General features: G+C 58.7%; 12 protein-coding genes. 8 read left to right on the forward strand and 4 right to left on the reverse strand.

Going from position 1 to position 12,923, the window contains the following annotated elements:
- Window positions 1-89: 89 nt before the first annotated feature.
- On the reverse strand, window positions 90-773 hold the full coding sequence (locus MTP43_RS02810; RefSeq protein ID WP_005927087.1) for a ClpP family protease: 684 nt from the start codon (window positions 771-773) through the stop codon (window positions 90-92).
- Between the two features lie 254 nt (window positions 774-1,027).
- On the opposite strand from MTP43_RS02810, the gene MTP43_RS02815 reads away from it, so the two are divergent.
- From MTP43_RS02815 to MTP43_RS02835, 5 genes are all read left to right on the forward strand, one after another.
- On the forward strand, window positions 1,028-1,669 hold the full coding sequence (locus MTP43_RS02815; protein ID WP_005927090.1) for a redox-sensing transcriptional repressor Rex: 642 nt from the start codon (window positions 1,028-1,030) through the stop codon (window positions 1,667-1,669).
- A 4-nt stretch (window positions 1,670-1,673) separates the two neighbouring features.
- Complete coding sequence (locus tag MTP43_RS02820; RefSeq protein WP_005927093.1) at window positions 1,674-2,279, forward strand: thymidine kinase; 606 nt, start codon at window positions 1,674-1,676, stop codon at window positions 2,277-2,279.
- Window positions 2,280-2,867: 588 nt separating this feature from the next.
- Window positions 2,868-4,259, forward strand: a complete 1,392-nt coding sequence (locus tag MTP43_RS02825) for an ABC transporter substrate-binding protein (RefSeq protein ID WP_044960694.1) — start codon at window positions 2,868-2,870, stop codon at window positions 4,257-4,259.
- A gap of 186 nt (window positions 4,260-4,445) precedes the next feature.
- Window positions 4,446-5,375: a carbohydrate ABC transporter permease gene (locus MTP43_RS02830; protein WP_005927102.1), complete on the forward strand. Its 930-nt coding sequence runs from the start codon at window positions 4,446-4,448 to the stop codon at window positions 5,373-5,375.
- Window positions 5,376-5,391: 16 nt separating this feature from the next.
- On the forward strand, window positions 5,392-6,243 hold the full coding sequence (locus MTP43_RS02835; protein WP_431606562.1) for a carbohydrate ABC transporter permease: 852 nt from the start codon (window positions 5,392-5,394) through the stop codon (window positions 6,241-6,243).
- Window positions 6,244-6,326: 83 nt separating this feature from the next.
- On the opposite strand, the gene MTP43_RS02840 is transcribed toward MTP43_RS02835, so the two are convergent.
- Window positions 6,327-7,145, reverse strand: coding sequence for a helix-turn-helix domain-containing protein (locus MTP43_RS02840; RefSeq protein ID WP_242651889.1), 819 nt, complete (start codon window positions 7,143-7,145; stop codon window positions 6,327-6,329).
- Between the two features lie 111 nt (window positions 7,146-7,256).
- Between MTP43_RS02840 and MTP43_RS02845 the strand changes: the two genes are divergently transcribed.
- The 3 genes from MTP43_RS02845 to MTP43_RS02855 all read left to right on the forward strand — a co-directional run bounded on the left by MTP43_RS02845 (window position 7,257) and on the right by MTP43_RS02855 (window position 10,887).
- The gene (locus MTP43_RS02845; RefSeq protein ID WP_097782676.1) at window positions 7,257-8,813 is read left to right on the forward strand and encodes a glycoside hydrolase family 28 protein; all 1,557 of its coding nucleotides are present in this window, start codon (window positions 7,257-7,259) and stop codon (window positions 8,811-8,813) included.
- A gap of 3 nt (window positions 8,814-8,816) precedes the next feature.
- Entirely contained in the window at window positions 8,817-9,962 is a 1,146-nt protein-coding gene (locus tag MTP43_RS02850) for a glycoside hydrolase family 88/105 protein (RefSeq protein WP_005927113.1), read from the forward strand.
- A 160-nt stretch (window positions 9,963-10,122) separates the two neighbouring features.
- Window positions 10,123-10,887: a M23 family metallopeptidase gene (locus MTP43_RS02855; protein ID WP_249235052.1), complete on the forward strand. Its 765-nt coding sequence runs from the start codon at window positions 10,123-10,125 to the stop codon at window positions 10,885-10,887.
- Between the two features lie 45 nt (window positions 10,888-10,932).
- On the opposite strand, the gene MTP43_RS02860 is transcribed toward MTP43_RS02855, so the two are convergent.
- Window positions 10,933-12,126 (reverse strand): MFS transporter, encoded by a 1,194-nt coding sequence (locus tag MTP43_RS02860; protein WP_249235053.1) that lies wholly within the window; start codon window positions 12,124-12,126, stop codon window positions 10,933-10,935.
- A gap of 81 nt (window positions 12,127-12,207) precedes the next feature.
- Entirely contained in the window at window positions 12,208-12,852 is a 645-nt protein-coding gene (locus tag MTP43_RS02865; protein WP_112121268.1) for a TetR/AcrR family transcriptional regulator, read from the reverse strand.
- Between the last annotated feature and the right edge of the window lie 71 nt (window positions 12,853-12,923).

Genomic DNA, 12,923 nt, shown 5'->3' on the forward strand with positions numbered 1-12,923 from the left:
ACGCGAAATAAAAAATAATTTTTCCGCTGTTCCTGCGCAAAGCGAACGCGGAGCGCAGTTCAAATCGTCCGGCGGGGAGACGCAAGGCCTTACCCCCGTTCGATCTCCCCGTACAGCCACGCCAGCGCGTCCGAAAGACCGCCCAGCTCGTCGATGAGCTTTTCCTTTACGGCACGGCGTCCGTCCAGCACCGTGCCCATGTCCATGACCAGTTCCCCGGTGTGGAGCATCAGCTGGGTGTAGCGCTTTTCCGGCATGCCGCTGTGGGCGGCCACAAAGCCGGTGATGCGCTGCTGCATCTGCTCAAAGCAGTGCATGGTCTGCGGGACGCCTAAGATCAGCCCGGAGTGCCGCACCGGGTGCACCGTCATGGTGGCGGTGGGGACGATGAAGCTGTGCCGCGCGCTGACCGCCAGCGGGATGCCGATGGAGTGCCCGCCGCCCAGCACCAGCGTGGCGCTGGGCTTGGAGATGCTGGCGATCAGTTCTGCCAGCGCAAGGCCGGCCTCCACATCGCCGCCCACCGTGTTCAGCAGCACCAGCAGCCCCTCGATGCGGGGGTCCTCCTGCACCGCCACCAGCTGGGGGATGACGTGCTCGTACTTGGTGGTCTTTTGCCCCTGCGGCGCTTCGGTGTGCCCTTCGATCTGGCCGATGACGGTCAGGCAGTGGATGACATGACCGCCCCGGCTCAGGGTGACCGTGCCCAGATCCTCAATATCCTCTTTTTCCATCCGGTGCTGCTCTGCGGGGGTGTCTTTTGCCGTATCCATGCGCGTTCTCCTTCCGTAGCAGGGTCTTTGTGGGGTCAGTATCCCCCGGCTGCCGGGGAAGTATGCAGGAGAGCGAATACAAAAAACTTTGTGAATTTTTTGCTTTTTTACAAATAGGTATTTGACATTCGCCTTTCATGCTGTATACTTTAAATAATATAACAGGATAAAACGGAACATCTCTCTGCGCGCAAAGAAGCCCCTTGCATGGCGGCAGAAGCTGCAGCGCGTTGGGCAGAAAGGAGAATTTTGCTATGAACACCCCCCAGAAAGCATCGATCCCTGTGATCAAGCGTCTCCCCAAATATTACCGGTATCTGCGCTCCTTGCAGGCCGATGGCATTACCAGCATCTCCTCCCGGGAGCTGGCCTCTCAGATGGGCACCACCGCCTCGCAGGTGCGGCAGGACTTTAACTGCATCGGTGACGTGAACGGACGGCAGGGCATCGGCTACTCGGTGGAGAACCTGCTTTCCATTCTGGAAAGTCTGCTGTTCGGCAACGGCGACCGTCTGCCCACCATTCTGATCGGCTGCGGCCGCCTGGGCAAGGCTGTGAGCCGCTTTATCACCACCGACACCAACGGCTACAAGCTGATCGCGGCCTTTGACGTGGCCGAGAACGAGGTAGGCAAGGAGATCAGCGGTATCCGCATCCGGCACATTGACGAGCTGGAGGCCTTTTGCGAGGAAAACAAGCCCAAGGTGGCGGTGCTCTGTGTACCCCGTGATGGTGCACAGCAGGTCAGCGGACGGCTGGTGGATCTGGGCATCGAGGGCTTCTGGAACTTCTCCCACTATGACCTGTCGGTGTCGTACCCCAATGTGGTGGTGGAAAACGTCCATCTGGGCGACAGCCTGATGAGCTTGGGCTACCGTCTGCGCAATCAGGAGTGACGGCATGGCAAAATTGTATTTCCGCTACGGTGCCATGAACAGCGGCAAGAGCACGGCGCTGATGCAGGTGGCACACAACTACGAAGAGCAGGGCATGAAGGTGCTCATTTTGAAGCCGCAGGTGGATACTAAGGGCGGCGGAGAACTGGTGAGCCGTCTGGGCGTGCGCCGCAAGGCAGACCTGCTGATCCCGCCGGAGCTGGACGTGTTCGAAGCTGTGCAGGCGGCAAACGCTGCTTCCGGGCCGCTGGCCTGTGTGCTGTGCGACGAGAGCCAGTTCTTTACCCCGGAGCAGGCCGAGCAGCTGTTCATGATCACGGTAGATCTGAACATCCCGGTGATCTGCTACGGTCTGCGGGCAGATTTTTCCCTCAAGGGCTTCCCGGGTTCTACCCGTCTGCTGGAGCTGGCGCACACCATCGAGGAGATGAAGACCATCTGCACCTGCGGGCGCAAGGCCATCTGCAACTGCCGCAAGGTGAACGGACGGTTCGTCTTTGAGGGCGAGCAGGTAGCCATCGACCTTGAAAACGATGTGCAGTATGTCAGCATGTGCCCCCAGTGCTACTTCAAGGCACGGCGGGCGTTTTACGCTGCAAGGAAAAACTGAGATACTTTTATGTTGTATACAAGCCGCTGTACCGCGCCGGGTGCAGCGGCTTTTTTGCGTGATTTGCGGAAGGGGTTCCCCGCCAGAGTCTCCAACAGGCTGTATACAGACTGATATATCAATTTGTTGCATTTTGCGAGAGGAACTGATATATCAACCGGGCGGAATTCGCACGTTTTTTGCACTATTGATATATCAGTTCGGACCGGGCAGTTACTCGACGGAGGGGAGAGGGAATGGGAGAAGAAGAGAGCGACGGGGGACGGCAGAGCACAAAAAATTACAGGCGGAACGGTAAATGTAACAGGAATTATTGAGATTTTTCCTGTTCTGCCCTTGTTGCATCCCAGATTTTTATGCAAGTCATTGAAGTATACAAGTTGCACAGTTTTTCAGCGCAAGTTTATTCATTTCGGCAAGGACGTCGAATTGCACGCGAAAACAAGGGCAATATTTGTACGTTTTTATCCCGTATCACTGTAATTTGCATCTTTCTTTTTTCAGTGGCTTTTGTTATCATAATTGTATACAAGGGGGCATGTGCAGGCCCCCTACATGAAGATGTTTTCTATTAGGAGGAGAACAAAAATGAGCAAGGCAATTTCTCGTCGTAACTTCCTGATGGCTACCGGCGCTGTCGGTGCTGCAGGTCTGCTGGCTGCCTGCGGCAGCAAGCCCGCTGCTTCTTCCACCGCTTCTTCCGCTGCTTCTCAGGCCCCCGCTGCTTCCGCAGACGAGAGCCTGGCCCTGTCTGACGGCCCCGTCAACCTGAGCATCAGCTGGTGGGGCGGCGACAGCCGTCACGCTGCTTACCAGAGCGCTCTGGAGGCTTTCCAGGCTGAGCACTCCAACATCACCGTGGAGCCCACCTTCGCCGCATGGTCCGGCTGGGAAGAGAAGATGGCTGCTGCCTTCATCGCAGGCAACGCTCAGGATGTCTGCCAGGTGAACTGGAACTGGCTGTACAACTACTCTGCCGACGGCAGCAAGTTCGTGGATCTGAACACCACCTCCAAGTTCATCGACCTGACCCAGTGGGATTCCGCTGCTATGGACGCTTGCTATGTGGCCAACAGCCAGCAGTGCGTGCCCGTCTCCATGACCGGCCGTATCTTCTACTGGAACATGACCACCTTTAATAAGGCTGGCATCACCGAGGTCCCCAAGTCTCTGGACGATCTGATGGCTGCCGGTAAGGCTTTCCAGGAGAAGCTGGGCGACGATTACTACCCCATGCACCTGGGCGCATACGACCGTATGATCCTGATGGTGTTCTACCTCGAGTCCAAGTACGGCAAGGACTGGGCAGATCCCGTTACCTCCACCCTGAACTACACCGAGGACGAGATCGCTGAGGGTCTGGCCTTCATCAAGAGCCTGGTGGACAACCACGTCATGATGAACCTGAAGACCTACTACTCTGCAAACTCCGATACCGCTACCCACCAGTCCAACGAGTGGATCACCGGTAAGATCGCAGGCATCTTCGAGTGGGATTCCGCTGCAAGCAAGTACTCTTCCGCTCTGGACGACAGCAACAAGGACGGCTTCACCGTCGGCGAGGAGATCAAGTTCGGCGATAACAACGGCGGCTTCTCCAAGGTGTCCATGGGTCTGGCTATCACCAAGACCTGCAAGAACGTTGCCGAGGCTGCTACCCTGATCAACTTCCTGCTGAACGAGGAAAAGGGCGCTTCCATCATGGGTTCTGAGTGCGGCATCCCCGCTTCCAAGGCTGGCCTGAAGTTCGCTCAGGACGCCGGCGCTGTCAAGGACCTGGTTGCTGAGGCAAACGCCAAGGTCATGGCTTTCACCACCAACAAGCTGGATCCCCTGTTCGAGAACAACGACCTGAAGGCTTCCGGCACCGGCATCTATCAGGAAGTGTTCGATAACATCGACTACGGCGATCAGACCCCTGAAGAGGCTGTCGAGACTCTGCTGGACGGCATGGAGTCTGTCGGCTACACCATCGGCTAAGCTTACCTCTCTCTGACAGCGGTCAGAACCGGATATTCAGTATCTGAAATAAATAAGGGCATCTGCCGCCCGTACGACAGGTGCCCTTGTTTTATCGGAGAATGGTTATCAAACCTTGAAAGAATTGTTACCGGTCTGTGACCTGCTGCACTGTCTGCTTCAAATCCTGTAAAAGGAGGATTTCGGATGAAAAAAAGTAATGCGCCCGCCGGCGCACGAACTCCGTTCCAGAAATGGGTCGATAAGTATCAGGGTCTGTTTTATCTGATTCCCTGGATCATCGGCTTTCTCGTCTTTAAGGCGTTTCCCTTCGGTCAGTCGCTGTATTACAGCTTCACCGATATGAACTTCTTCAAGGACGGCACCAGTTTTGTTGGTCTGGCCAACTACATTACCGCATTCCACACCAGAAAGATCACCAAGGCGCTGATCATCACCTTCAAGTACGCCTTTATCACCGTGCCCCTGAAGCTGATCTTCGCGCTGTTCATTGCCTATATCCTGAACTTCAAGATCGCCTGCGTCAACCTGTTCCGCACTGTGTACTACATCCCCTCCATTCTGGGCGGCTCTGTGGCTATCGCCGTGCTGTGGAAGGCTGTGTTCAGCGTGGACGGTCTGCTGAACACCGTGGTGCGCGCTGTCACCTTTGGTGCGGTGCAGGGCCCCGAGTGGCTGTCTGACCCCAACTACGCGCTGTGGATCATCTGCTTTTTGCGTATATGGCAGTTCGGTTCCGCCATGGTGCTGTTCCTTGCTGCACTGAAGGGCGTGCCCGCAGACCTGTACGAGGCTGCTACCATCGACGGCGCCGGCAAGTGGCGTCAGTTCTTCTCCATCACCGTTCCGATGATCACCCCCATCATCTTCTACAACCTGGTCACTCAGATCTGCCAGGCTTTCCAGGAGTTCAACGGCCCCTACATCATCACCAACGGTGGTCCCCGTGGTTCCACTACCCTGATCTCCCTGCTGGTTTACAACTACGCATTCAAGTCCTACGACATGGGCATGGCTTCTGCTCTGGCATGGATCATGTTCATCATCGTCTGCATCCTGACGATCATTGCGTTCACCAGCCAGAAGAAGTGGGTCTACTACTCGGATGAAAGGTAAGGTGACCAATATGGGAATGAAAGCATCGAATAAGATCGCGACCTTCTTTAAGTACTTCGTGCTGATCCTAGTTGGTATCATCATGATCTATCCTCTGCTGTGGATGATCAGCGCTACCTTCAAGGATAACAGCGAGATCTTTGCAGGCATCAGCCTGTGGATCAAAAAGCCTACGCTAGATGGCTACCGCAACGCCCTGAACAACTTCGGCGGCTCCATCAACATCCTGCAGGCCATGCTCAACACTTACAGCTATGTCATCCCCAAGGTGATCTGCACTGTGGTGTCTGCCTGTATTGCCGCTTACGGCTTTGGCCGTTTCGACTTCCCCGGCCGCAAGCTGCTGTTCAACATCATGCTGGCCACCCTGTTCCTGCCGCAGGTCGTGCTGAACGTGCCCCAGTACCTGCTGTACAACAAGTTCGGCTGGGTGGACAGCCCCTTCTATCTGGCCATCTGGGTGCACTGCGCATTTGCTACCGAGACCTACTTCGTGTATCAGCTGGTGCAGTTCATGCGCAACGTCCCGCGTGATCTGGACGAGGCTGCCGCCATTGACGGCTGCTCCTCTTTCCAGACTCTGTACAAGGTCATCGTGCCCATGCTGGGACCCGCTCTGGTGTCCTGCGCACTGTTCCAGTTCATGTGGAGCTGCAACGACTTTATGGGCCCGCTGCTTTACGTCAGCACCCCCGGCAAATACCCCATGTCCCTGTTCGTCAAGCTGTCTATGGACGGTGATACCGGCTTTGCATGGAACAAGATCCTTGCGCTGTCCCTCATCTCCATCCTGCCGCAGCTGATCGTATTCTTCTGTGCACAGGATCAGTTCGTTGAAGGTATCTCCGCAGGTGCCGTCAAGGGCTAATGCGCCATAAGAACATCTGACCAAGACCAACACCCCCTGTGCTGCTCCCAACGGATGGCACAGGGGGTGTTTTGGTTGATACATCATTTCGTCTGCTTCTTGCGGTACTGCAAAGGACTGATATCCATCACCTCGCGGAACACGCGGCGGAAGTGGGCTGCGCTGGCAAAACCGGTCTGCTCGGCAATAGCGCTGATGGACAGCTCGGTGGTCTCCAGCAGCTTCTGCGCAGCCTCGATGCGGCGGTTGTTCAGATAGTCCACGATGGACTGCCCGGTCACCCGCCGGAACAGGCGGCTGAGATAGTAGGGGGAGAGGTAGAACCGCGCCGCCACCTCGGTAAGGGAGAACTTTTGCCGGTAGTTGGCGGCAAGGTAGGCACACACCTGCTCAATGGTCTCGTTGCGGGGGCGCGCTGCGGCGCTGCTCTCGGCAAGGCACTCCTGCTCGACATAGTGCAGGATGAGCAGCAGGTACAGCCCGCCGGGGTAGTCCTGCTCCGGCATGGCAGCGCGCATCATCTCCAGCAGGGTGCGCAGGCGGCGAACCCACGGCACCGGGCCGTACAGCACCGTTACCTCGCCGGGCAAAAACAGCCGGGCAAAATCCCGCTGGGTGGCGCTGCGCAGCTCGTGCAGGGCGCTGAGCGGGAACCGACAGCCCACCAGTTCCGGTACGGCTGCACCGGCGGCAGAGAGCACTGCGTCCCCCGCGCCCAGCAGCAGCGCGCTGCCGGGGTTTACCAGCAGGCTGTTTTCCCCCATTTGCAGGGTGCAGCTGCCCTCGCTTACCAGCAGAAAGGTGCACGTCTCCTCGTCTGCCGTCAGCTCCAGCTTGCTGCCGTTCAGCCGCACGGTGTCCGCTTTTACCTTTGCATGGATCTTTTCCCGTTCCGCTTTCATCTTGCGCATCCTTTCCGGAAACAGCCCTCCCGGTAGCCGGGAGAGCGCTTTTCCTCATGATACCACGTCTGCCCCGTGGGGGCAAGACAAACTCACAGGAGGTTATTTCGCATGAATCTGACCCTGATCCGTTCCATGACCCGCAGCGCCGTTTTTGAGCTGGAAAACGAGCTGTGCTACCGTCCGGCACACCCCTTTACCGTTGCCCTGAACGGCAAGACGGTATACGAAGCCTGCAACACCAACGTGTTCTCCCTGTTCTCCCTGCTGCCCGGCACCGCCTATACGGTGGAGGTGCAGGCCGAGGGCGAGACCCTGAAGCTGGATTTCACCACCGAGGCTGAGACCTTCTTTGTGGATGCTGCCCGCTATGGTCTGGTGGCCGATGGCGAGACTGACAACACCGTGCGGCTGCAGGCAGCATTGTCCACCTGCCCCAAGGGCGGCACAGTGTATGTGCCCGCCGGTCGTTACCGCACCGCCAGCCTGTTCATGAAGAGCAACACCACCCTGTATCTGGAAAAGGGCGCGGTGCTGCTGGGCGACAACGACCGCACCCATTACCCCATCCTGCCCGGCGTGCTGCCCAGCGAGAACGAAGTGGACGAGTACTACCTGACCGGCTGGGAGGGCAACCCGCTGGACAGCTTTGCGGGCCTGTTGAACATCACGCAGGTGCATGACGTGGTGGTGACCGGCGAGGGCACGCTGGACTGCGATGCCGAAAACGGCGACTGGTGGGTGAACCCCAAGGTCAAGCGCATCGCATGGCGTCCCCGGGCCGTGGCTGCGGTGGACAGCGAGAACGTCTGCCTGCACGGTATCACGGTGCAGAACAGCTATTCGTGGACCATCCATCCCATCTTTGTCAAGCACCTCGACCTGCTCAACTTCAACATCAACAACCCCTACAACGCCCCCAACACGGACGGCATCGACCCCGAGAGCTGCGAGTATATCCGCATCATCGGAATGAACATCCATGTGGGCGATGACTGCATCGCTATGAAGGCCAGCAAGGTCTTTCTGGGCATGAAGCTGAAGCGCAGCTGTGAGCACACCGTTATCCGCAACTGCCTGCTGGACAAGGGCCACGGCGGCATCGTCATCGGCAGCGAGATGAGCGGCGGCGTGAAGGACATGGTAGTGACCCAGTGCCTGATGGACCACACCGACCGCGGTCTGCGCGTCAAGACCCGCCGGGGCCGCGGCAACACTGCCGTCATTGACGGGCTGGTGTTCCGCAACGTGGAGATGCGGGGCGTCAAGGCACCCTTTGTCATCAATATGTTCTACTTCTGCGACCCGGACGGCCACGGCCCCTATGTACAGTGCCGCGAGCCGATGCCGGTGGACGAGTACACCCCCAAGCTGGGCAGCCTGACCATGGAGAACATCGTGGCCACCGATGCCCAGTTTGCAGGCTGCTATTTCGATGGCCTGCCGGAGCAGCCCATCGAACGGGTGACCATGCGGGATGTGAGCATCACCTTTGACCCCAACGCCAAGGAGGGACAGGCTGCCATGGCCGACAACCGTCCGCTGGTGAAAAAGCTGGCCATCTATGCCGAGAACGTCAAGGAGATCGACCTGCACAACGTGAAGATCGAGGGCTACGAGGGCGAGCGGCTGCACTTTGCCAACGTAGGACATTTTGAGGAGGACTGACCCATGACCCATGAAGAGATCCTGTCCATGCTGGGAGACTATGTGGACTACCTGATCGCCAATTCCAGCGCCGAGGCACCGATGTGGAACATCGAGAAGGTGCGCAGCGGCAAGCCCAACAAGTGGAACTACATCGATGGCTGCATGATCACCGCCTGCCTGAGCCTGTACAAGACCACTGGTGACGAGAAGTATCTGGAGTTTTCCAAGGAGTTCATCGACTACTTTGTACAGCCGGACGGCTCCATCAAGACCTACGACCCCAAGGAGTATAATCTGGACAACGTGAATCAGGGCAAGAACCTGTTCATTCTGTATGATATCTACGGGGACGAGAAGTACCGCAAGGCCATCGACACCATCCGCAGCCAGCTGCTCACCCAGCCCCGCACCAAGGAGGGCAACTTCTGGCACAAGGACATCTATCCGTGGCAGGTGTGGCTGGACGGTACCTATATGGCGCAGCCCTTCTACATGGAGTACGAGACCCGCTTCAACAAGATGCAGGGCTGCATCGACAGCTACAAGCAGTTCATGAACATCAAAAAGCACATGCGGGACGAAAAGACCGGCCTGTACTACCACGGCTACGATGAGAGCCGCCAGATGTACTGGGCAGACCCCGAGACCGGTTGCAGCCCCAACTTCTGGCTGCGCGCCATGGGCTGGTTCCTTGTGGCAATGGTGGATGTGCTGGAGCGCATGGACGAGCAGCTGTACAACGAGTACCGCGGCATCATGGCCATGCTCAAGCAGGCTGTGGAGGATATGCACAAGTTCCAGGACGAGCAGACCGGGATGTTCTGGCAGGTCATCGACCACCCGGAGGCCGAGGGCAACTATCTGGAGACCAGTGGCACCGCCCTGTTTGCCTATGCCGTGCTCAAGGGCGTGCGTCTGGGATATCTGCCCAAACGCATGGCTGCATGGGCGGAGAAAGCCTTCTACGGCACCTGCGACCGGTATCTGTCCAAGAACCCGGACGGCAGCTTGCAGCTGGACGGCATCTGCCTTGTGGCGGGTCTGGGCGGCAAGGATCACCGTGACGGCTCTCTGGCCTACTACTTCAGCGAGCCGGTGGTCTGCAATGACGCCAAGGGCGTAGGCCCGCTGGTGCTGGCCTATACCGAAATGATCGCACGCAAGTAACCAAAAACGGGATACAGCAGGGCTGAGCAGCTGCAAAAAAGTGGCTGCTCAGCCTTTTTGCGTGTCTTTTTTGTCCCCTTGCATAAACCGCCCACCGCTGTCCCACACTAAGCCCAGAAAAAGTTCCCGTACACAAAACGAACAGATGGGAGTAACAAGCATGGAGCAGATCAAAAAATTTCTGCACGGCAAGGGCTTTGCTCTGCTGCTGACCGCAAGCCTGCTGGCTGCGGCTGCGGCAGGGGTGTGGGCGGTGCGCGCCCTGCGGGCAGAACTGCAAAAAAGTCTGGATGGACTAAACGCCCCCGGCACCACCCAACAGACCACCCCGGAAACAGAACCGGACTGGGACGCACAGGAGGATACCACATGGCAGCAGCCCGTGACCGACGTTGCAAACAGCAAGGCAGATGTGCCGCAGCAGATGCCCTCTGGGGCGTCCTCTGGTGCGCAGTCTGGTTCTGGTTCGCTGCGCGAACCCTCGGCACTGCAAGGCGCATCCTCGCCTGCCAGCAGTTCGGCGCAGCCTGCCGCCGCGCCCTCTATGCCGGGGCGCGTGCTCAACGCCTTCAGCGGCGATGAACTGGTGTATAACAAAACCCTTGGGGACTGGCGCACCCACAACGGCGTGGACTATGCCTGCACGCAGGGGGCAGCGGTGGCAGCACCCGTGGCGGGCAAGGTGGTGTCTGCCGGGGCAGAGGGCAACTGGGGCACCGTGGTGGTGCTGGAAGATGCCGCTGGCCGCCTTTGGCGGCTGTGCGGTGTGGCTGACCCTGCTGTAAAAGCCGGGGATACCGTGACCGCCGGGCAGAAGCTTGGCACGGTGGGCACTGTCGGCTGCGAATGCGCCGAGGAAAGCCACATCCATGTGGAGGTAAAGCAGGGCGAAAGCTACCTCGACCCGGCAAAGCTGCCGGAGTAAGCAAACCATAAAAGGGGCTGCAACAGCGGCTCCTTTTTTGCTGTGTCAGACGGTACGGCGCGTTTGCAGCAGCCAGAGAACCAGCGCCGAAAGCACCCCGGCTGCAAGCAGTACATCTGCGGGGTGTGCGGCCCAGTGCTGGAAGGCAATGCCATAGGCTGCCTGCCCGATGGGCTGGGTCAGGCAGGCCAGCACGGTGCAACAGGCGGTAGTTTTGCCCAGCTGTGCCTGCGGCACCAGCACTTGCAGCTGCGCAAAGAACCATACATTGAACAGCGCTGCCACGGCCATAAACACGGCCCCCAGCACCAGAATGCTGCCGAACTGCAGCACTGACACCCGGAGGGCAAGACCCAGCGCGGCGCACACGCCGCTGAGCGCCAGCAAAAGAGGTGTGCCGCTGCGGATGGGATAACGGACAAAGATGGTTCCGGCCAGCACGCCGCCCAGAATGCCGCCTGCGCTCAGCACCGCCTGTACAAGACCAAGGGAGGCATCACTTTTCTGCAGGGTCTGTACCACCAGCACCGGAACACCTACGGTGAGGGCGGGGACTTCCAGCAGGTTTACAGCCGCCATGGCGGCAGCTAACCGCAGCACCGCAGCCTGCCCGGTGAGGAACTGCGCACTTTCCCGCAGGTCGGCCCACAGAGAACGGACGGAGAGCTTTGTGTCATATGGGACATCCTGTGGGATGCGCAGACAGAGCTCCATCCCGGCAGAAAGTGCAAAGCAGCAGCCGCAGAGCACCAGCAGACCCCGGATGCCGAGGTGCTCCAGCAGAACAGCACCCAGCAAGGGACCGAGAAGCTCGTCCACGGTATCCACCAGTTGGATGACTGCGTTGCCGCGCAGCAGCTGGGTGCCGTTCAGTAGCAGAGGCAGGCAGGCGCGTACCACGGGCTGGTAAAGCCCCTGAATGGCGTACAGACTGCCCAGCACTGTCAGGACCAGCGGAAGCAGGGGCAGATGCGGCAGTCCGGCAGCGGCTGCAGCCGCAATACCGGCGGTCACCAGATCCAGCAGTGCCATCAGGCGGGCTTTACGGCAGCGGTCTGCCAGCGCGCCGCCGGTCAGCATTCCAGCAAGGGCGGGCAGCATGGCCAGAGCGGTGATGCCGCCGTACAGCGCGGCAGAACCAGTCTGCCGCAGCAGATACAGCGGCAGCGCAAACCGCAGGGCGGCATTGCCGAACAGGGAGACGATCTGTCCAAGGACGATAAGGATAAAAGTGTTCATGGAAACCTCCTGCTTTTTTATTTACAGACTGCTGGTCTGTATTTGCGTACAAAAAAGGGCGGAGCATTCCGCCCGGGAAATTCAGTCTTTGACCGGTGTGCACAGCTGCACCAGCTGCTCGGCCTGTGCATCCGTCAAAAGATCCAGCCCAAGTGCATGGGTCATTTGCTGAAACACGACGTTCCGCGCCCGCTGCTCGGTCGGTGTGGTGGGGCGCGTCTGGGGAGAAAGCCAGATGTCTGCCAGCACAAACAGCGCTTCGGCCAGCGCATTGGCATCGGAGGTGTGGATGGAGCCGTCCGCCATGCCCTGCCGGATCATGGGCGCAATGCACTCCGGGGCCAGATGCGCTTCAATGTTGGTCAGCTCCATGGCAAGGAACTGCGGGTTGCTGCACAGGTGCGGCAAAGTCTGCGCGATCTGCTGCTGCCGCTGCCCGGCAAAGGAAACTGCAAACACCGCCTGCAGCTTCTGCAGCCCGGTCAGGGCCGGGTCGTCCCGGATATGGCGCAGCGGCTCCCACATCTGGTCGCCCAAACGGTCACCGACGCGCTGCGCGATCTCCTCCTTGGAGCGGAAGTGATGGTACACCGCCCCTTTGGAAAGCTTTGTGGCATCAATGATGTCCTGCAGGGTGGTATTCTGGTAGCCCTTCTGGAGGAAGAGCAGGGCGGCGGCGTCCAGGATCTTTTCAACGGTCTGTTCCGGGTATTTGTTGCGCGGCATGGCGGATGCTCCTTTTTTACAAACTAACGGTCTGTAAAAAGAATACAGCAGCCCGGCTGCTTTGTCAAGAG

It is taken from the genome of Faecalibacterium sp. IP-1-18 (assembly GCF_023347355.1).
GTDB lineage: Bacteria > Bacillota > Clostridia > Oscillospirales > Ruminococcaceae > Faecalibacterium > Faecalibacterium prausnitzii.

Excerpts from the sequence above, each read along its gene's own strand:
- MTP43_RS02810 (WP_005927087.1), bottom strand. The coding sequence starts at position 773 with ATGGATACGGCAAAAGACACCCCCGCAGAGCAGCACCGGATGGAAAAA.
- MTP43_RS02815 (WP_005927090.1), top strand. The coding sequence starts at position 1,028 with ATGAACACCCCCCAGAAAGCATCGATCCCTGTGATCAAGCGTCTCCCC.
- MTP43_RS02820 (WP_005927093.1), top strand. The coding sequence starts at position 1,674 with ATGGCAAAATTGTATTTCCGCTACGGTGCCATGAACAGCGGCAAGAGC.
- MTP43_RS02825 (WP_044960694.1), top strand. The coding sequence starts at position 2,868 with ATGAGCAAGGCAATTTCTCGTCGTAACTTCCTGATGGCTACCGGCGCT.
- MTP43_RS02830 (WP_005927102.1), top strand. The coding sequence starts at position 4,446 with ATGAAAAAAAGTAATGCGCCCGCCGGCGCACGAACTCCGTTCCAGAAA.
- MTP43_RS02835 (WP_431606562.1), top strand. The coding sequence starts at position 5,392 with ATGAAAGCATCGAATAAGATCGCGACCTTCTTTAAGTACTTCGTGCTG.
- MTP43_RS02840 (WP_242651889.1), bottom strand. The coding sequence starts at position 7,145 with ATGAAAGCGGAACGGGAAAAGATCCATGCAAAGGTAAAAGCGGACACC.
- MTP43_RS02845 (WP_097782676.1), top strand. The coding sequence starts at position 7,257 with ATGAATCTGACCCTGATCCGTTCCATGACCCGCAGCGCCGTTTTTGAG.
- MTP43_RS02850 (WP_005927113.1), top strand. The coding sequence starts at position 8,817 with ATGACCCATGAAGAGATCCTGTCCATGCTGGGAGACTATGTGGACTAC.
- MTP43_RS02855 (WP_249235052.1), top strand. The coding sequence starts at position 10,123 with ATGGAGCAGATCAAAAAATTTCTGCACGGCAAGGGCTTTGCTCTGCTG.
- MTP43_RS02860 (WP_249235053.1), bottom strand. The coding sequence starts at position 12,126 with ATGAACACTTTTATCCTTATCGTCCTTGGACAGATCGTCTCCCTGTTC.
- MTP43_RS02865 (WP_112121268.1), bottom strand. The coding sequence starts at position 12,852 with ATGCCGCGCAACAAATACCCGGAACAGACCGTTGAAAAGATCCTGGAC.